Here is a 21,881-nt window from a genome sequence, read left to right on the forward strand (position 1 = left end):
GTGTTTATTAACTCTATTAATAATGAACCGAAGGTGTATCCTCTGTCTGCTTCAGTTTTCTGTTCAGTTCCCTGATCTTCATCTCTTCCATCACTTTCTTGTATTCGAATGGAATCACTTTCACAAACTTAGGCAGATACTCGTACCAGTTCACCAGAATTTCTCTTGCCCTGTCGCTGTTGGTATGCAACAGATGATTGTTGATCATTTCCTGAAGTTCCGTAATATCGGCTCTGTCTTCCAGTTGTCCGATCTCAACCAAACCTTTGTTACAGTAAAAATCAAAATCACCTCTTTCGTCCAGCACGTATGCAATACCACCACTCATACCGGCAGCAAAGTTACGGCCTGTAGGACCCAGAACAACAACACGTCCGCCGGTCATGTACTCACAGCAGTGATCTCCTGCGCCTTCCACAACAGCATGTGCACCGGAGTTACGTACGGCAAAACGTTCACCTGCCACACCCCGGATATATACTTCACCCGATGTTGCACCGTAAAGTGATGTGTTACCGATGATGATGTTCTCCTCCGGTTTAAATTTAGATCCTGAAGGTGGAACAACGGTAATACGTCCGCCCGAGAGCCCTTTGGCAATATAGTCGTTTGTATCCCCTTCCAGTCTGAAGGACACCCCTTTAACCAGGAATGCACCGAATGACTGACCGGCTGAACCGGTGAAAGTACAGTTAATGGTGTTTGCCGGCAGACCATCTTCTCCAAAGCGTTTACTGATTGCACCAGACAACATGGCACCAACAGTACGGTCGGTATTTTTGATATCTTTCGCAATCCAGACTTTCTCTTTGCTTCGGATGGCAGGATTTGCCAGCTTAATTAATTCTCTGTCAAGTACATCATCTATTTTATGTACCTGATCGTGTGTATTATGAATATCGAAAGTTTTACCTTCCTCCGGGAAGTAAAGCAGCGGTTTCAGATCGATACCTTTTGCTTTCCATCCGATATTTTCTGTATCCAACTCTATCAGATCTGTTCGTCCGATGATTTCATCCATTTTGCGGAATCCCATATCAGCAAGATATTCTCTCACTTCCTGGGCAATAAAATGGAAGAAGTTAACCACAAACTCTGATTTACCGATAAAGCGTTTTCTCAGGACTTTATTCTGTGTGGCAATACCGGCCGGACAGGTATTCAGGTGACACTTACGCATCATGATACATCCGAGTGTAATTAAAGCGGAGGTTGCAAAACCGAATTCTTCGGCACCCAGCAAAGCCAGCTTAATGACGTCAGTACCATTCTTGAGCTGTCCGTCGCTCTGTATTTTCACACGTCCACGCAGGTTATTCATCACCAGGGTCTGCTGTGTCTCAGCTAAACCAACTTCCACAGGCATCCCTGCATGTTTAATTGAGGATATAGGAGATGCTCCGGTTCCACCATCACCACCTGAAATAATAATCAGGTCGGCATGTGCCTTGGATACACCTGCAGCAATGGTTCCCACACCATTTTCAGACACCAGCTTTACAGAAATTTTGGCTTCAGGATTGGTTGACTTCAGGTCATAAATCAGCTGAGCCAGATCTTCGATAGAATAAATATCATGATGTGGTGGTGGCGAGATGAGTGTAATACCCGGCGTTGAATTACGGGTCTTGGCAATAATCTTGTTTACCTTATGCCCCGGCAACTGTCCACCTTCACCCGGTTTTGCTCCCTGGGCAATTTTTATCTGTATCTCATCAGCATTTACAAGGTAGTTGTTGGTAACTCCAAAACGACCCGATGCCACCTGTTTGATAGAAGAACGTTTAGGCGTGTTAAAACGTAAGGGATCTTCACCACCTTCACCTGTGTTACTTCTACCACCGATTTTATTCATGGCCACTGCCAGTGCCTCATGCGCTTCCTTCGAGATTGAGCCATAAGACATGGCACCGGTAATGAAACGTTTCATAATCTCCGTAACCGGTTCAACTTCTGAGATGTCAATCGGATTACGTTTAATTTTAAACGCTCCTCTCAGGAAGGTGTATTGATTTTCCTTATCAATAAGTTTTGAGTATTGCTTGAATTTCTCAAAATCATTATGACTGGTCGCCCACTGCAATAAACCAATGGTTTCGGGGTTCCATGCATGATGTTCTCCATTTCTGCGATAGGCATAGGCGCCATTCATCTGGAAATTATCAGGTGTCATTACATCGTATGCCTTATCGTGGCGCATGATGGATTCCTGGGCAATCTCTTCCAGTCCAACACCTCCAATACGGCTCATGGTTGTAGTGAAATATTCATCAACCACTGAACGCGATACACCAACAGCCTCGTACATCTGTGCACCGTGGTAGGACCGCAGGGTTGAAATACCCATTTTTGACATGATCTTCAGCAGACCTTTACCGATACCCTTGATATAGTTCTCACGGGCTTTTGGATAGTCCATTTTTATTTTTCCGGTCTCACACTGATCGCAGATCACAGCAAATGCCACATATGGGTTAATGACTGATGCACCAAAAGCAAGCAGCAAAGCAAAATGGTTCACTTCCCTGGCTTCACCGGTTTCAACAATCAAACCGGTCTGCATTCTTTTTCTTGCACGGATAAGATAATGGTGTATTGCCGAAACTGCCAGCAAAGATGGTATGGCAATATGATCCTGATCGATAGCGCGATCCGAAAGAATAATGTAGTTTTTATTTTCGTCAACCGCTTTTTCAGCATCCTTACAAAGCTTTACCAGCGCTTTCTCAAGTCCCTTTGCCCCATCTTTTGCAGGGAACATCATATTAAGGGTGACATGTGAAAACTCTTCATGCTTCAGATCCTTGATCTTACCAAGGTCTGTATTTGTAATTATCGGCTGATCAAATTTTATCAGCTTACAAATTTCAGGTGATTCCTCCAGAATGTTCTGGTTCACCGAACCAATATAATTAGTCAGTGACATAACCAGACCCTCACGGATTGAGTCAATCGGCGGGTTTGTTACCTGGGCAAACGTCTGTTTAAAATAATTAAAAAACAGGTGTGAATTAGGTGATAATACAGCCAGTGGAGTATCATTACCCATTGAACCGGTTGGCTCCTGACCGTTGATGGCCATTGGTTCAAGAATATCCTTCACATCTTCTTTGGAATAGTCGAATACTTTGAGGTATTCCTTGTATTTATCTCCCAGCTGAGAAGGAACCCGCTTGATAACCTGAATATCTTCTAGCTCCATACGGTTCTCTTTCAACCAGTTCTGGTAAGGATTACGTCTTGTCAATTCTGCTTTAATCTCTTCATCAGGTATAATAATACCAAACTGGGTATCAACCAGCAGAATCTTACCCGGACGCAAACGCCCTTTATATACGATGTCTTCAGCAGGAAAAGTCTGAACACCAACTTCCGATCCCATGACGATAAGATCGTTTTTGGTAATCACATAACGTGAAGGCCTTAAGCCGTTTCTGTCGAGCGTACCACCAATGTACCGGCCGTCGGAGAATACAATTGAAGCCGGACCATCCCAGGCCTCCATAAAGGTGGAATGGTATTCATAAAATGCTTTCAGACTATCCGGGATCGGGTTCTTTTCATTGAACGATTCCGGGATCAGCATGCTGAGTGCATGCGGTAAAGACCTTCCTGCCATGAACAGAAATTCCATAGCATTGTCAAGCGACGCGGAGTCACTCTTGCTTGGCTCAATAATCGGAAATACTTTCTTAAGGTCATCACCCAGAAGGTCAGACTTAAGCAGTGCTTCGCGAGCCTGCATCCACAAACGGTTACCACGAATGGTATTTATCTCACCATTGTGTGCAATAAACCGGAATGGCTGCGCCAAATCCCAAGTAGGGAATGTATTGGTAGAAAAGCGTGAATGCACCAGTGCAATGGCACTGATAAATTTGGGATGATTCAGGTCAAGATAATACTGCCCCACCTGTTCAGGTGTTAACATCCCTTTGTAAACCAATACTTTTGTTGATAAGCTGGGTAAATAAAACTTACCCTTTTCCTGAAACTTGGAGTCACGAATCTTCCGTTCTGCTATTTTGCGTACCACATACATTTTACGCTCCAGCACATCCTGTTCCAGGCTACCTGTAACAAAAACCTGTTTAATCTTAGGTTCTGTGCGCATAGCAATCTCACCTATCGCGGTACTGTCTACCGGTACATCACGATATCCGATGATTTGAAGACCTTCTTCCTTTGCCGTTTCGTTAAATACTCCCATACAACTATCCGCTTCGTACGGATCGTTGGGTAAAAACATTAACCCGGTTCCATATCTCCCGGGTGATGGAACTTTAATTCCCTGTGACACGATAAAATCGTGTGGTACCTGCACCAAGATACCTGCTCCGTCTCCTGATTTATTATCAGCACTTTCTGCACCCCTGTGTGTCATATTCACAAGAACCTCTAATCCCCTCTGGATTATTTCCTGGGATTTATGTCCTTTGATATGAGCCACAAAGCCGATGCCACAATTGTCATGCTCATTAGCGGGATGGTACAACCCCTGAGCTTTTGGTAATCCACTCTGCATACTCTAATTTTTTAGGAACTCAGTCAAAAAAAAACATTTTAAAGAACGCCACCTAACATGGTGTATTTCAAAAAGATAAAAAATTAATTCTTATCAAAATATCAAAATTTAACGGTTTTTGGCCGTTTTTATTGACAGTTTGTCGCAAAAATAGGCTAAATGCTTATAAGTTCCAAATATTAAATTTATAATATATGTTTTATAACAATATTATAGAACAGTTTTATAAAAATAAACATTTATGCAAAGATTAAAAAAGCACAAATACTTTTAAGTGTATTATTTACATTTAAAAAATTTATTATCTTTGTTCCTTGTTAGAAATCAGAAATCAGTATTCAACATTAAATAAACTAAAAAATGGAAAATCTTAAAAGTCTGGAAGTTTGGTTCATTACAGGAAGCCAGCATTTATACGGACCTAAAACCTTGCAACAGGTTGATGATCATTCTGCTCAGATTGCTGCAGCGTTTGACAATGATCCTAAAATTCCTGTAAAAATCGTATTTAAACCGGTACTCAAAACTCCTGACGAGATTTACACCTGCTGTCTTGAAGCGAATACAAATCCAAACTGTATTGGATTAATCACCTGGATGCACACCTTCTCACCTGCTAAAATGTGGATTAACGGACTGAGTGTGCTGAATAAACCATTCGTACACCTTCATACACAGTTCAACAGGGATATCCCCTGGAATGAAATTGATATGGACTTCATGAACCTGAACCAGTCTGCACACGGAGACCGCGAATTTGGTTTCATCTGTACCAGACTGCGCAAAGAGCGTAAGGTAATTGTAGGTCACTGGCAGGATGAAAAAGTGGTTGATCAACTGGCTGTCTGGACCCGTGCGGCAATTGGATATCATGAATCCAAAAACTTAAAAATCTGTCGTTTTGGTGACAACATGCGATATGTAGCTGTTACCGAGGGCGATAAAGTAGAAGCCAATAAGGTTTTTGGATGGCAGGTAAACGCACATGGTGTTGGTGAACTTGTTAAAAGCATGGATACCGTTAAGGAAGATGAAATAGATACACTTGTAAAAGAGTACAACGAAAAATACAATCTGGAAGACATGTCCAGCAAAAATGTTCGTTACCAGGCTAAAATTGAGCTCGGAATGAAAAAATTTCTGGATAAATACGGATACAAGGCCTTCACCACAAATTTTGAAGATCTTAGCGGGATGGAACAGCTTCCCGGTCTGGCTTCACAACGTTTAATGGAGCAGGGCTATGGATTTGGTGCTGAAGGAGACTGGAAACAGTCTGCTCTTGTCCGCATCATGAAGGTAATGGCTACCGGTCTTGAAGGTGGTTGTTCATTCATGGAAGATTACACTTACCATCTGGATCCTGCCCAGCCGGCAATTTTAAGTTCACACATGCTTGAAATTTGTCCTTCTATTGCTAAGGGAAAACCAAATATCGAAGTTCATCCGTTAGGCATTGGGGGTAAAGATGATCCTGCCCGTCTGGTTTTTGACGTACCGGAAGGACCGGGTGTAAATGCCTCTGTTGTGGACATGGGCGGAAGAATGCGCTTAATCGTTAATCCGGTTAACTGTATCAAATCCAATCCGCTTCCCAAACTCCCGGTTGCAAGAGCATTCTGGATTCCAGAACCAAATCTTGAGATCGGAGCAGCAGCATGGATTTTTGCTGGTGGCGCGCACCATACAAGTTTCAGCATGGCTCTTAATAAGGATTATTTCCAGGATTTTGCAGAAATGGCTGGTCTTGAACTCGTTGTAATTGACAATAATACAACCATTCCAGAATTTAAAAAAGAACTGCGTTGGAATGACATGTACTATTTACTGGCTAACGGCGTAAAATAAGGTTCTTTTCCATATAATAATATAACCCGGCTATTCAATGCCGGGTTTTATTTTTTTTATTCCCCTGAACTTTTTTTAAATTTAAGGGGCAGATGATCTGAGTTTGCAACCCTACAAACATTACTTTACTTTTGGTATAAAATAATTCTATCAATATTAAATAATTGTTAATTATTTTATTACATTCGTAGCCTGTTACATGTTATGAAAAAACTTAAACATACCGGAAACAGAAGAAACAAAGTTGAAATCAGAATAGGAATTACATTTCTTATTGCGGGAATGCTATGGATTATCGGAAGCGATTTTGTGGTTAATCTGTTGTCGGCTGATCCCTCAATTCAAACGTATAAGGGGCTGATATTTGTCGGCCTGACAACACTGCTTATCTATTTTCTTGTAAAAAGAGAATCTGTAAAGCAGGAAAAAATAAAAGCACAAATAAGAGAAAAAGAACATGAATACCAACATCTGATTGAAAACCAGGATGACCTTCTTGTCAAAGTAGACACAAATGGCCGGTTTTTATATATCAATCAGAAATACTGCCGTTTTTTCGGAAAGACAAAACAGGAACTTCTGAACCATAGCTTTATGCCCCTGGTGCACGAAGAAGACAGGCACGCCACCACTGTAGCTATGGAGAAGCTTTATGAGCCTCCGTATAAGGCTGTCGTGCAGCAAAGAGTATATACACCTGAAGGATGGAAATGGCTGGAATGGAAAGACACAGCTATACTGAATGAACAAAATGAAGTCTATGAAATTATTGGTATCGGGCGTGACATAACGGAAAAGAAAGAAGCCGAACTTATTATAAAGGAAGCCAAGGAAGAGCTGGAAACCTTTTTTGCCTTAACACCTGATCTCTCATGTATTTTAAAATCGGATGGACAGTTTATCAAAATCAACAAATCATGGGAACGAATCCTGGGCTATTCCACGGAAGAGCTGCTGCAACAGACTTTTTTTGAACTTATCCATCCCGAAGATATCGCAGACAGTACATTGCAACTGGATCAGCAAAAATCAGGGAAGTTTATCAATGGATTTACAAACAGGTACAGATGTAAAAACGGCACATACAGAAACCTGGAATGGATGGCCACACCCGTAAACGAGGACGGCATCATCTATGCTGTTGCAAGAGATATCACAGAACGTATTAAGATAGACAGAGAGCTTAAAGAGAGTGAAGAAAAATACCGCCGTTTATTTGAGGAATCAAAAGATCCGGTTCTTATATTGGAAGGTGAGAAAATTATTGAATGCAATGATGCCACACTTAAGATACTGGGGTATGGTTCAAAAAGTGATATACTGGGGAAATTCCCCTGGCAGCTCTCTCCTGATGTACAGCCTGATGGTCAATCCTCAATATCAAAAGGTCAGGCAATACTGGATGACGTTATTAAAAAAGGATATGGAAGAACGGAATGGGTTCATAAGAAAAAAGACGGCAGCAATATATGGATAGAATTATCGCTAACACCGATTAAAGAGAAAGGTGTTGATATAATCTATACGGTTTGGCGCGACATGACCAAACGCAAACAGTATGAAAAGGAATTAAGGGCAAGCCAGAAAAATTTTGAGGTCATCGCCGAAAACACCTCTGACTTTATTCTTATTGTTGATCCTTCCTTTCTGATAACTTATGTCAGCCCGTCAGTGAATCATGTTTTAGGCTACACCGATGAGGAAATTACAAATAAAAACATCTTTATGTTTGTGCATGATAAAGATGTGGAATTTGTTAAAAACAGAATCATGGACGAAAGGAAACGCAATGTTTCCTCCTCTACCTTTATTAACAGAGCACGCAAAAAGGATGGGTCTGAGATATGGATAGAATTATCACTGGAAAGGATTAGCAATGGCAGCAATGAACAGGAGTATTCGGTTTGTATCGGACGTGATGTTTCAGAGCGTATTAAACAGGAAGAAGAATTAAAATATGCCCTTAACAAGGCCCGTGAAAGCGATATGCTGAAGTCTTCGTTTCTGGCCAATATGAGCCACGAAATAAGGACACCACTGAACGGCATTATTGGATTTTCTGAAATTCTGGCCACGGATACCGAACTGGATGAAGAAAGCAGGCAGACCTACAGCAATATCATCAGAAAAAGCAGTAACCAACTCCTCTCCATCCTGAATGACATTCTTGATATTTCAAAGATTGAATCAGAACAAATTGAATTGAATATTGAAGAAAATGCTGCAGATGTTTTACTTCATGAAGTTTATGAACGGTTTAAACCCAATGTTACTGCAAAAGGACTGAATTTTAGCTTACAGTTACCTGAGGCGGCTGCAGGTCTGAAAGTCATGGGTGATAATCAGCGGATTCATCAGATCTTTGGAAACCTGCTGACCAATGCAATAAAGTTTACAACATCAGGATCCATAGAGCTGGGGATAGAAAAAAGGGATAATAAGTGGGTTTTCTATGTTTCTGATACAGGAATAGGCATAAAGGATGAATTTATGGACAGTATCTGGGACCGGTTCAGCCAGGGAGACAAACTTAGTTCCACACAACATGGCGGTACAGGATTGGGATTGTCTATTTGCAGAAGCCTGACAGAACTCATGAAAGGCAGAATCTGGCTTACCTCTGAATTCGGGAAGGGAAGTACATTTTATTTTACACTTCCGGCAAAGAAGTAAACCATGAAAAGATCAGTTATAGAAAACGAAATAAACTATCATTTTACAAGAAGTTCCGGAGCTGGCGGTCAGCATGTTAACAAAGTCAGCACCAGGGTTGAATTAAGATGCAACATTTCTGCATCACAGGGACTTACAGATAATGAAAAGCAACTTATAGCTCAAAAGCTGAAGAACAGAATTAATGCTGATGGTGAACTTATTATAACCTCCCAGGCATCCAGATCGCAGCTTAAAAACAAAATATCTGCTACAGAACGGTTTTTCAGGCTAATTGAATCTGCCATAAAACCTGTCAAAAAAAGAAAAGCCACCTCCCCTACCAAACTATCCATTGCCAGACGGCTGGAACGCAAACAACAAAAATCGGAAATTAAACAACTACGTCGGAAACCAGATATTTAAGGCATCCTAAGCTTATATTCATTCTGTATTAATTATAAAAACTCACGTTTGTTATTACCTTTGCACGCAATTTAAAGAATTATGAAAAATACAGTATTTCTATCCATCATTATATTGCTTTCGGCGTGTGGAACGCCTAAGAAAATTTCGGAACTTAATAACGATGCCTATCTGCTGGCCGCAGAAAACAACACAAAGGATGCATTGAATAAAACAGAGCAAATCATTAGTTTTTACGAATCCAAAAACAAAACAGCCAGTGATACCACTTATGCTTTTGCCGGTGAACTGGCTTTAAAATCAGGGCAGAATAACAAGGCAATAAACTATCTTAACAGTGCTGTGGAAGCCGGGAATACCGATGCCGGAACATACTACAATCTGGGTCAGGCCTATGGCAGAGTTAACAATCTATCGTACGAAATCTCTACGCTGGAAAAGTTCCTTGAAAAATTCCCTGAAAACGATCTTTCGACTGAAGTTAAGAAAAACCTGATGGATGCATATATCGAGAGTGAAAACTGGATCAAGGCAGAAAAGCTGTGGAAGAATCTGGATGAAAATCAAAAAGAAGATGCAAGACTTATGGAAGATTATGTTATCCTGCAGAATCAGCTTGAAAATCCGGAAGAAGCATTCTCATATGCGGTAAAACTGTTTGGAAAAGACCAAAAAAACAGCACGGCACTTTTTACCTTAGGACTGCATTACTATAAAAAGGCTGAAACACGTTACACAACAGAAATGGCGGCCTATGAAAAACGTAAAACCCGACGTCAGTACGCCTATCTTCTTGATCAGCTGAAAATTGCAACAAAAGATTACCAGGCTGCCAAAAAATACTTTGAGAAACTGTATGAGGTGGATCCGCAAAAAGAATATGCCGGTTACCTGGCAAATATAAATGCAAGACTCAATAACAAGAAAAAAGCAGAATATTACCGGAATCTGGCCAGATAGGTTTTTATAACATGCGACATTTACCCATATAAATGTTAAATTTACAAATCGCCTATTACGTAAATATACCTAGCCTGCTTAAAATAAATAACAATTTACTAACATTTAATTGTAATTAAATCAATATACCATTTTATAGATTAATAATCCATTAAACCTTTTTAACAGGACCAATCGGTTACTAATAATTTGTATTTTTACATTAACGCTTGAATTGTAGATTTATAACAACTACTTGCAATTTTAATTAATGGTTAACCCACGATATTAATGTCGGATCGAATCTTAATTAGGAAAGGCCTTACTTTATTGCATAGCAGAATACATTCGCCACTGGCAACATGGGAATGGAGTGCTGCTCTGGATTCGCTTACATGCTCTTCCCGTTTTTTTGAGATTCTGAATATTCCGGTCGACAAGCGTTACCTGACCGTTGAAGAACAATCTGCCTATTTCACGTATAACGAACTAAAAAAACTTGCAGAAGCCCTATACTCAGCTTTTGATGAAGGCATTCCGTTCGAGACTGAAATTAAGCTCCTGAGGGGGAAAGACGACTTCTTTTACTGTATGGTTTATGGTTACCCGGTATTCAATGAGAACAAGGAGGTAATATCTGTTAACGGTACACTGAAAGATATTACTAAAGCCAATGAAGATAAGTCGATATTAAAAGAAGTACTGCAATATCAGAAAGAGATCTTTGATTTCAGCACGGAAGCCATATTTATTCTGGATGCAGAGGAACACAAAATAGTAGAAGTCAATAAAACATGTGAAGAACTTTCAGGATATTCCCAGGATGAACTTTCAGGCAAAACCATTTTTGACCTCTGTGGAGAAAAAACAGTCAAAACACTGGAAAAGGTTTCATCTTACCTGAAAAAAGTAATTATTGACGATGAACCTCAGACATTTGACTGCCTGATTAAAAAGCGATCAGGTGAAGAGGTATGGCTTGAAGTATTGGCAAAATATGTTGAAATAAACCACGTAGAAAGAATCATACTGTCGGCCAGGGATATTTCACAGAGAAAAATTACCGAACAACAGAACCATATAAATGAACTTCGTCAGAAATTTCTGATCAACATTTCGCTTTTCAAAGCGAAAGGGATGGAAGATTTGCTTGATTATGTGCTGGGCGAGGTTCTGAAAAACACGAAAAGTGTATTCGGTTATCTGCACTATATTGATAACGATAATAAGGGTATTCTTGTCTTAAAAAATCTGCGGGACAGGTTCGAAGTACTCAGTGATGAAGAAAAGGAAACGTTTGGTTTACTGGAGGACAAAACAATATGGCGAGACCTGGTATTGCTACGCAGGCCTGTAATTGACAACGACTTTAATATACATCTTCATAAAAAAGACGTTTTTACAGCATCGAACAACCTGTCACTGAAATACATGAGCATTCCGGTGTTTAAAAATAACCGGATTGTTGCAACAATAGCAGTCACCAACGCAAAAAAAGAGTACGGGAACAGAGATGTTGAGGATTTAATTTCTTTCATGGAATCCATCTGGGAAATTATTGACCTTAAAGAATTTTCTGAACGCAATAAAGGGGAAGATAACATTTACATGTCCGCCATTGATCAGGCACCATATATCATAGAGCAGTATAACAGGGAAGGATTGCAGATTGCAGCCAACAAAGCTTATGAAAAGTTATGGGGATTTCCGGCGTCAACCACAATCAACTCTTTTAACATTTTAAAAAGCATTGAAATACGCAATTCAGGTCTGTATGAATATGTACTTAAGGCCTATGACGGAGAATCTGTCCTTGTGCCGGAATACAGGTATGATGCGTCGTATAATACAAAAGCAGCCCGCTGGTTTAATACCCGGATTTATCCGGTAACGGATAATGAAGGATTTGTAAAAGGCATAACGGTGGTACACGAGGATATCACAGACCGAAAACTTAATGAATTAAAAAACAACGATGAACGGGAGAACCTGAAACAGCGCAGCAAGCTGATTTCAGGCATAATAAACGAAATACCTGCCAGTATATTCTGGAAAGATTTAAATGGCGTTTACAAAGGATGCAATAAACGATTTGCTGCTGAGGCCGGGCTCAGAAATCCGGAATCCATTGAAGGGAAAACGGACGATAATTTAAGCTGGACAAGGGATCTGAGAAAAATCAGGAGCCGGGATATAGATGTTTTAAGCCACGATCTTCCTGTTATAAATGCTGAAATGAGCTACATTTCAGAGCAAAACAAAACGATATGGTTAAACACGACGCTAATCCCCCTGCATAAATCAGACAGTGGCTTTGATGGTGTTTTGGGTATTTATGAAGATATCACCCCCTTAAAAGAGCTGGAGAAATCGCTTGAAGAAAAAGTTGAAAAGAGAGGTCAGCAAAGGTTTTCACTGGCAGACCTTATCAACTACGATGAACTGGAGTCCATTTACAAATACATCTCAGAAAGCCTTCAGAATCAGTTTCCCGACTCCGTTGTAGCGTTTACCAGTACGAATCAAAGTGAAACGAAACTAACGGTTAAAAGCATCAGGGGAATCAGTAGTGAACAGGAAGAAGAAATCAGAACGGTTACCAAATACAATATTTACGGCAAGAATATTAATATCTACCCCACTAATTACGAAATTTATAAACGAGGCAAACTGATTGAATTCAAGGGTGGACTGGATCTTTATTTCGGCATACAGTTTCCTTCGTCCGATGCAAGAAAGATTGAAAATATCCTGAGTATAAATAATATTTATACCATGGGAGTAAATCATGGCGACAAGCTGCTTGGCGTCTTGCATTTATTCTCTAAAACCGCATTATCGGCAGAAGACAAAAGCGATATTGAATCCATTCTCCGGCAGGCCGCCTTTGTTCTTGAACGCCGGACACTCGATTTTAAAGACACGAACAGTCTGGACAGCATCTATCACACCATAGAAAATGCCAGTGATGCCATGCTGGTCATTGAGGCTAAAAACGGAATCATATCAGCTTCAAACAAAAAATCTGAAGCACTGTTTAACCGGGTGACAGAAGATATGGTTGGTTTTCACTATTCATCACTCATTCCTTCCCCGTTTCGTGATGATTTTAATAAGCAGCTCAATAATGCCATTAAACAGAATACACCCTTAAATGGTGAGTTTTGGGTGGATAAAGCACACGGGAATCATGTTCCGGTCATCATCAGCAGTTCATTCATCTCAGCCAATAACAAGAGTTATATCCTCCTCGTCCTTCACAATATCGATAAACGGAAAGAGGCAGAAACACTCATTGAACAGCAAAACAAAGAGCTACAACAACTTATATCAACCAAGGATAAGCTTTTCTCCATCATTAGCCATGACCTTAAAAATCCACTGACAGGAATAGTTGGATTTGCGGAAGTTGTAAAAGAAGAGCTTCCCGAAGATGAAGATTCGGAGCTGACCAAGTTTATGGATATCATCATCCGTTCTGCGGATTCCATGGTTTACCTGATCAATAATCTTTTGCACTGGTCAAGAATCCAGCAGGGCGTGATTACGGCAAAATTTGTCGGTGTCAATATATATGATGTGGTTGAAAGAGAATTTGAGTTGCTGTTTACTGCGGCCAACAACAAAAAAATCGACCTTATTAACCAGGTTGATGCCAATACAATAGTCTACGCAGATGCCGAAATGATTTCGACAGTAATCCGCAACCTGGTATCCAATTCCATAAAATTTACGCAGGATGAAGGCACCATTTCCGTCAAAGCTAAAACCACAGGGAATACGGTTGAAGTCACGATTAGTGATTCAGGGATTGGAATGGATGAAGAGATTGCAAAAAATCTGTTCAAAATAAACAGTGAAACCCAGCGAAAAGGCACATCCGGTGAAAAAGGTACCGGTCTGGGGTTGGTGATCTGTAAGGATTTTGTTGAACAAAACAACGGTACTATCTGGGTGGACAGTACGCTTAATGTAGGATCGAACTTCCATTTTACGCTTCCAAAATTCAACGGCTGATCTTTCTTTCATAAAACTTTAGTAATTTTAGAACCAATCTCTGATTACAGGGTTAATTAGATACATGAAAAAGTCTATTATGAAACATCAGCATTTTGCATGGATCCTTTACAGCATCCTTTTTGCAGCGGTTGTGAGCAGTTGTAAGAAATACCCTCCCATAGAACCAAATAATCTGGACAGCACATTGTTTAAAGATTCTGCCTTAATCGTACCATCAAATTATCTCATCTCGGCCACTGATACAATACCGGATGTATCCATACCCGTTTTGATTGCAGCTCATGGATACACAGCAACACCCTTTGAATGGTTCGAATTTGCATCTTTTCTTTCTAAACAGGATAGTCCGGTATATATTTCCAGGGTTTTGCTCGGCGGGCATGGCAGAGATTATGACAGCTTTAACAAAACCACCTGGCAAGACTGGCAAAAACCTGTGTTGGACGAATATGAAAAGCTGTATCACATGGGATTCAGAAACATATCCCTTGCCGGATCATCTACCGGATGTCCGCTGATTCTCGATTTAATAGTTAAAAATGCTTTCGATACACTCTGTGAGCCCAAAAATGTTTTTTTTATTGACCCGATTATTGAACCGTCCAATAAACTGTTGAACTATGTCGGAATTCTGGGGAAATTTATGCCATATGTTGAAGTGGATGTAACAGATTATGAAGCACGCTACTGGTATAAATACCGTGGAGAGAAAAGTCTGGTTCAGTTAAATAAACTGCTTAAGGTGAGCCGCAAAAACCTGAAAAAAGGCATTACCCTGCCGGATGCAACTCAGCACTCCATGGTATGGAAAGTTGAACGGGATGACTCAGCTGCACCTGAAAGCGCAAAGTGGTTATACGATGGTGTACACTTCAGCAACGGATCAGCCATTGACACCATAATGCTTAATTCCGGGCTCCATGTTTTTACACGTTTAAAAGGAAGAATGACCGTTTCTGATCAGGACAGAAAGCTACAGCAGGAAACATTTAAAACAATTTATCAAACCATTTTAGAATCCGAATGAAAAAACTCGTTTTTTTAACAGGTATAGTATTGTCAGTTATTGCCTGTCAACCCAAACCGCGCCCCATACAACTGAATAAATTTGAGGACATTACACTACAGAAAATATATACCTTCCAATACAACAGACAATCCGACAGCCTGATCAGCTATCTTAAAAGTGACAGTGCAATATACCGTGCGGAAGCCGCCTTGTCATTCTCATCCATTCAGGACAGCAATTATCTCACATCGCTCTATCCGCTGTTGAATGATCCGGATGCATCAGTCCGCAACAATACTGCTTTTGCAATCGGACAAACCGGTGCCGTTTCATCGGAGGCAGAGCTGATAAGCTCATTAACCGGAGAACGTGATCCGGATGTACGTTCTGCAAAGCTTGAAGCACTGGGTCGTGTATCCTCATTCCGCGGACTGGCATTTATAGCCGGTTATCCGGCAACCGACAACATTTCAACCGGAGGGAAAGCCTGGGGGATTTACCGTGCCGGACTAAGGAATATTAACAGCAAAGAAGCGGTTTCAGTGATGCTGGGTTATGCATCTGAAAGTGCACCATATGAGGCCCGCCTGGCTGCCGGCCACTATTTTTACCGCCTGAAAACATATCCGGAAAACCTTAAAAAAAGGGCTTTGCAACTTGCCACTGCTGACCAAACGCCTGAAATCAGAATGATCTACACAAGCGTATTATCCGGATTTAAAGATGACGAAACAGAACATAAACTGTTAACTACCTGCATGTCTGACTCGGTATACAATGTCAGGGTATCGGCAATAAATGCCTTAAAGGCATTTCATACCCCCGCAGTTTATGAATCAATATGGGAAACCCTACAGAAAGATCCCCATATCAGCGTCAGACTGGCTGCAGCCGAATATATTGCATCATCTGAAATCGAACCGGAAAACGATCTGATTAATGTGGTTCAGACCGAAGAGAATAATATTATCCGGGCCGTTTTACTTAGTGCATTTATGCAGAATGACATTGCAGAGTCTGTTAGTTCTATTGCAAAAGAATTTTTAAAATCGTCAGATGACAGATTTGAAAAGCAATTACTGGTAAAAGCCCTGCTGAAGCGCAGCGATAACTTTGATTATGTATTCACTTACATGAAATCAGTTGAGAACCGTGATTTTATTCTTGCGGTGGCTTATACGCTGAATGAAATGCTGGACAGTGGGAGAATCTCTGAGGGGGAATTCAGTTCCCGTTTATCCGCATGGCTCATGTCCGATAATCCTTACCTGGCAAAACAAGCTGCCTGGTTCACGACGAAACCGGGATTCAAACAAAGTACCCTATTACAGGGTCAGTTAAATGATGCTCTTGCCAGGTTTGATAATTACAGGGATAAAACAGTACCTGATGCCATAAGAAAGGCCCTTGAAACGACAATGCCGGATGAAAATACAGAAAACTGGGATCCTGAATATTATCAACCTTCAGATGAGTTTGTAACCTTTAACTGGAATAAAATTGTCACAATTCCTGGTGATCTTAAAATTGATGTTTATACTGAAAAGGGCAAATTTACCATGCAGCTTTTGGTTGAAGACGCCCCCTTCTCCGTGCGCCATTTTATTGATCTGATAAAAGATGAATTTTTTGAAGGTTCTCCTTTCTATCGCGTGATCCCAAACTATGTTAAGCAGGCTGGTGGAGCCAAAGAACCTAACTTTGATATTCTGGCGGAAGAGCGGATCAGGTCTGAGTTCAACAGGCACAGGTTCAGAAGCAATGTGGTTGTTATGGCATCTGCCGGAAGAGACACTGAATCGAGTCATTTTGCCATCAAGATCTCCCCTGCTCCCTGGAACGATAACCGATATACAGTATTCGCAAGGATAACTGAGCACAGGGATGTCGTTCAGCATTTAATGCCGGGTGATCTTATTTACGGCATGGAAATATTATGTAAATATAAACTATAGTCCCGGCTGAATCCCATCCATAGAAAGTACAACAGTAGAAGAAGCATAATCATGTATGCCTCTGCGGTTTTTATTGAAGGTAATGGTAAAAAATGATATCCAGCCCAGCAAAACTTTAACCGTAAACCGCAAAAAGGCTGAAAAAAATCCAACCTTTTCATCCGGAGCAGAAATCTTTCTAACACGAATGTTTGTCAGCAACTGTCCAAAAGTAGAACCGGTGGAAATCAATATCGGTTCATACAGAAAAATAACCAGAAAAAAGGAAATACCCCGAATGATTCCGGGTACATTTTCAATCACTTCAAACAGGTAAGATACGGATAAAGCCAGAACCACAATCGAACATGCATCAACCAGTGTCGATACGTACCTTCTTCTTATGGTCGGCATCTGAAAAGTAGACCTATAATCAGCCACATCCTTTTTGTCCTGCGATCCGGAATTAATAATCCTGAATTTATTTTTGCCCGGCCGGGAGATGTCCCTCTCCACGACAAATTCAACATGTTGGTTGTTCATAATGACAGATAATCTTTCTAATATTTACGTGTGTAAATACTCAGGTTTATGTCATAAAGATAACGGAAATATTTGAATGCATTAATCCGCTGCCACTGTTTTTTTAAGATTATCAAGAATATTCTGGCTGACCCTGAAAACTGAACCATGCCTGGTCCCTGCCGGGAAACTTAACTTATCAGAAATCTCTTTCCAGTTCTTCAGGTCATCCGACAGAACTACTCCCATAGTGTGACGGGTATATTTATCGTAATATACCACCCAGCCCATATCTGTTTTGGCAACGGTAGGGCCTTCAACCCAGTTATCCGTAATAGGCTCAGAGGCGTCTGAATAGCCTCCTGTAAGATAATCGCTTGTGGCAATTCTTATGTTTTTTTCTGCCCTGGGATACTTCGTTTCATTTTTAAGAAACATAACGTATTTACCATGAATCTTCTGAATTGTGGCATCGATCACATTGAAGCCTTTATCGTAAAGAAGTTTCGTATCAGCAAATGTTTTAAAATCGGTTGTGGTAGTATAATACATTCTGTGATTATATCCACTGTCTCCGGTAGAATCTGTTTCAGCAAACCGGCCCGGAATTGTTGTTGCCCAATAGATCATATAACGGCTGGAATCCTTATCATAAAACAATTCAGGTGCCCAGCAGTTTCTGGCTCCCTGCTCGTGTTCCATTACAGGGATAAACTGCTGCTCTGACCAGTGAATCAAATCCGGGGAACTGGCATAACCAATTCCCTTGTCATTCCAGCTTACAGTCCATACCATATGAAACAAACCATCCCCACCCCTAATGATACACGGATCACGCATTAGTTTTGCATTACCGACTTCCGGTTTTAAAAAGGACTTGTTATTGTTCAGAGTTGTCCATGTCAACCCGTCATTACTGTAAGCCAGATGTAAACCGTCCTGACCATTGTTCTGAAAGTAGGAAAACATATAGACTTCCGGTTCGGATTTTGAACAGGATATAAGAACAAAAATCATTATCAAGGTGGAGTACAGTTTTTTCATCATGATCATATTAGTTTTTACTGGCAACTAAAATATAAAAAAAGCTGAAGAGAAGCACCAAAACAAGGGCATTTAGTCCATGTTTTTCCGGTGAACCCTTATTTTGTAGTGATGACTACAGCTCCATTTTTACCCTTGTTGCCATAAAATGCTTCTGCTGTTTCAGGTTTAAAATAGGTCATTGATTGAATCTGTTGTTCATCTACATGTTCTAAGGACTCAACCGGCTGACCATCAACCACAAACAGAATGTCTTCCAGCGACTTAAACTTTTCTTCCAGCGTAAGGTCCTGGTTTTCCAGTCTTGCATTGATTAAGTTTTCATCATAGTAACGTAAATCGGCAGATTCATTGCTTTTTGTATCAGTCCGGGGCTGTCTGCCATATTTGTAACTATGTTTCTCATAAGCCACAAAATCCTTTAATAAATTTACATCTTTATGATTGCTCAGGTACTCTTGTGTGGCTCTGTTCACTAATGGCCTGAACTTTTCCTCGCTCTTCAGAATCTGTGGATCAGCCACTAAAAGTTTATCCTCGATATCCTCTCCGTTAATACGTTGAATAATCCGATTAATAATATCATTGTAGTAACGTATTCTTCCCCCATACATATAAGTCTGTTCAGCTAAACTTTTACCCGTAAACGTATAAACTTCTATTCTATAGTCGCAATACCGTTCATACAAATCCATGATGTAATAATGTTCGTCTGTCAGGCCTTCAATTTTTTTCATTTCACCGGATATCTCCCTGCATTTTTCCCACTCCGGTATTGCCGTTTCATTGATAAAATCGACAAAATCACCGGGAGATATATCATCATTCAGCATCGTATAGAATTTCAAGGCTTCCATTTCATGCCTTGAAAAATCAGCATAAAGTTTATCCAGTGCCCTAAGGTTGGTTGGGAAGTGTGTAACCACAAAACCCGATATGATGATTAACAGAATAAAAGGCACTGTTCCAACGATATATTCATGAAAAATTGAATCCTTATGTTTCAGTGAAGGATAAAAACTGTATCCGAGTATCACTCCTCCGAATAAACCCGCGATGTGTGCAGCATTATCCACATCATTCCGGATGCCACCCAAAAGATTATAAGCCACAAAAATGACCATGCTTGTCAGCATTCCTGCCCTGCGTTTCTTATCAACGAGTCCGGTGGTAAGGATGGCCATATACACACCAAAAAGTCCGAAAATTGCGCCTGAAGCGCCTGCGGAAACCATGTTACTGTCGTGCCATAGTGCACTGACGATACCTGACATAATACCGGTTATGAGAAATGAGAGGAAGAGCCGGTAATGTCCGATCAGCTGTTCCAGGAAGATACCCGCAAACACCAATGCATAAATATTGAAAGCCAGGTGAATTATTCCAAAATGAATTATCATGCTGGTCAGCAATCTCCAGTATTGCCCTCCCAATGTCAGCAGTTTTGAGTTTGCACCCCAGCTGACCATATCCTGTATGTCCGGATCAAAAATATGAACACCTGAAAACACCATAAGCAGGAAGGTGAACAGCAGGATGCCGGATAAAAAAGAAGTAACAAAGTATTGTTTCAGAAATACAAATACCGGATTTTCCTTCTTTTCCTCAGGTTTTCCGGAAAGCAGACTCTCAATGGAGTTATCCGGTTTTCGGACAGGCAGTACTATCTCATTTCTGTCTCCTGCAAAATTCGGGCAGTCCATGTCGAAATCTGCAAGGTCATTAGTCAGACCACAAATCAGGCCTTTTTCCTTGCTAAACTTACTGTGATTACAAACGCGGCAAAAACAGACATGTTCTTTTCTGGTCATAACAGGCAATGGTTAGATATTCTCTGAGGTTGAAATTATAAAAAAAACAGAGAACATCAAATAAAAGCGACACATGTTAAGCTGCCACCCGGACCAGAACCAGGTATCCTGCACTATTTAACCTCCTCTCTCCCATCTGCATACAGGGCAAAACGTCCCTTATCCCTTGGATGAACCATTTCATAGCTTTTCCATGGCCAGCCACCAAATTGTGTCTGCCGGTACTCGTTATAAGCCTGTCTTATTTCAGCTTCATAGTTCATCACAAAAGGTCCGTACTGTGCCACAGGTTCATTTATGGGTTTGCCCTGTAACAATAACAGATAAGCCGGGTCTGATCCATTAACCACAGTTACAGCACTATCCGCTTTAAGTCCCACCGAATGATATTTGCTGACCTCCTTATTATTTACTGTTAGCGTTGACCCTTTATAAAAAAACAAATCCCGGTTCACTCCTGCTGTAGCGGAAGGAATCTGCCATTCTGCTTCCGGATCAAGTTTAATCAGCCAGACGGCCACTTCGTTTTGAGGATCGGCAGCCCATGAATCCGGTGAAGGCTTAAGGGCCTGTGTCCCGTCCACAGTTCCCGCAATTACATTTATCTCTGTCTGTCTGCCATTCTTGTCCTTGTGCAGAACCTTCGGAATATCTTCCGCCCAGAACATGGTATAATACGGATCACAAAGCTTACTTTTTCGCGGAAGGTTCAACCAAATCTGAAACAATTCAAGTGGATTATCCTTATCTCTGTTCAGCAATGGAAACATTTCCGCATGTTGCAGGCCTGAACCGGCCGTCATCCATTGAACATCTCCATTACCATATCTACAGGCTGCATTGGCAGAATCTGAATGGTCAATAAAACCTTTCAGAACGATGGTTATCGTCTCGAAACCACGGTGTGGATGAGCAGGAAATCCCGGTACCTGTTCCCCATGATACATACGCCAACCGTCTTTAACTGTAAAATCGTTACCAATGCTCCGCCCTGCCAGAGAAGCATCCGGCCCCATATTTTCATTTCCTTTTGGATAATGATCATTGTGGTGAACACAAAATAAAAACGGATCACCAGTCTGCCAGTTAAATCCGAGTGGTTTTACACTTTTTATGGAATTGCTCATACCTTAATAAACGTTTTCATACTA

The 21,881-nt window shown here is 40.8% G+C and carries 12 protein-coding genes; 7 read left to right on the forward strand and 5 right to left on the reverse strand.

Annotation, left to right across the window (positions count from 1 at the left end):
- Positions 1-16: 16 nt before the first annotated feature.
- Positions 17-4,525, reverse strand: coding sequence for a glutamate synthase large subunit (gene gltB / locus ACE1EF_RS04775; RefSeq protein WP_375719479.1), 4,509 nt, complete (start codon positions 4,523-4,525; stop codon positions 17-19).
- 360 nt (positions 4,526-4,885) lie between these two features.
- On the opposite strand from gltB, the gene araA reads away from it, so the two are divergent.
- From araA to ACE1EF_RS04810, 7 genes are all read left to right on the forward strand, one after another.
- Positions 4,886-6,373, forward strand: a complete 1,488-nt coding sequence (gene araA, locus ACE1EF_RS04780) for an L-arabinose isomerase (protein ID WP_375719480.1) — start codon at positions 4,886-4,888, stop codon at positions 6,371-6,373.
- A 204-nt stretch (positions 6,374-6,577) separates the two neighbouring features.
- Positions 6,578-9,046, forward strand: a complete 2,469-nt coding sequence (locus ACE1EF_RS04785; protein WP_375719481.1) for a PAS domain S-box protein — start codon at positions 6,578-6,580, stop codon at positions 9,044-9,046.
- Between the two features lie 3 nt (positions 9,047-9,049).
- Positions 9,050-9,451, forward strand: coding sequence for an alternative ribosome rescue aminoacyl-tRNA hydrolase ArfB (arfB, locus tag ACE1EF_RS04790; protein WP_375719482.1), 402 nt, complete (start codon positions 9,050-9,052; stop codon positions 9,449-9,451).
- An 81-nt stretch (positions 9,452-9,532) separates the two neighbouring features.
- Entirely contained in the window at positions 9,533-10,411 is an 879-nt protein-coding gene (locus ACE1EF_RS04795; RefSeq protein WP_375719483.1) for a tetratricopeptide repeat protein, read from the forward strand.
- A 270-nt stretch (positions 10,412-10,681) separates the two neighbouring features.
- Positions 10,682-14,407 carry a PAS domain S-box protein gene (locus ACE1EF_RS04800; RefSeq protein ID WP_375719484.1) on the forward strand — a complete coding sequence of 1,242 codons (3,726 nt, stop codon included), beginning with the start codon at positions 10,682-10,684 and terminating at the stop codon, positions 14,405-14,407.
- 79 nt (positions 14,408-14,486) lie between these two features.
- The gene (locus ACE1EF_RS04805) at positions 14,487-15,437 is read left to right on the forward strand and encodes an alpha/beta hydrolase (protein WP_375719485.1); all 951 of its coding nucleotides are present in this window, start codon (positions 14,487-14,489) and stop codon (positions 15,435-15,437) included.
- Positions 15,434-17,374, forward strand: a complete 1,941-nt coding sequence (locus ACE1EF_RS04810; protein WP_375719486.1) for a peptidylprolyl isomerase — start codon at positions 15,434-15,436, stop codon at positions 17,372-17,374. The genes ACE1EF_RS04805 and ACE1EF_RS04810 overlap by 4 nt, the downstream gene beginning before the upstream one ends.
- Here the strand turns inward: ACE1EF_RS04810 and ACE1EF_RS04815 are convergent.
- From ACE1EF_RS04815 to ACE1EF_RS04830, 4 genes are all read right to left on the reverse strand, one after another.
- Positions 17,369-17,896 (reverse strand): RDD family protein, encoded by a 528-nt coding sequence (locus tag ACE1EF_RS04815; RefSeq protein ID WP_375719487.1) that lies wholly within the window; start codon positions 17,894-17,896, stop codon positions 17,369-17,371. The two genes, ACE1EF_RS04810 and ACE1EF_RS04815, sit on opposite strands and share 6 nt — an antisense overlap.
- An 81-nt stretch (positions 17,897-17,977) precedes the next feature.
- On the reverse strand, positions 17,978-18,922 hold the full coding sequence (locus ACE1EF_RS04820) for a glycoside hydrolase family 43 protein (RefSeq protein ID WP_375719488.1): 945 nt from the start codon (positions 18,920-18,922) through the stop codon (positions 17,978-17,980).
- A gap of 95 nt (positions 18,923-19,017) precedes the next feature.
- Positions 19,018-20,730, reverse strand: a complete 1,713-nt coding sequence (locus ACE1EF_RS04825; RefSeq protein WP_375719489.1) for a rhomboid family intramembrane serine protease — start codon at positions 20,728-20,730, stop codon at positions 19,018-19,020.
- A 113-nt stretch (positions 20,731-20,843) separates the two neighbouring features.
- A complete protein-coding gene (locus ACE1EF_RS04830; protein ID WP_375719490.1) occupies positions 20,844-21,857 on the reverse strand; it encodes a pirin family protein in 1,014 nt (337 codons plus the stop codon).
- Positions 21,858-21,881: the final 24 nt, after the last annotated feature.

It is taken from the genome of Quyinboa sediminis (assembly GCF_042219855.1).
Classification (GTDB): Bacteria; Bacteroidota; Bacteroidia; order Bacteroidales; family UBA5342; genus JBHJHP01.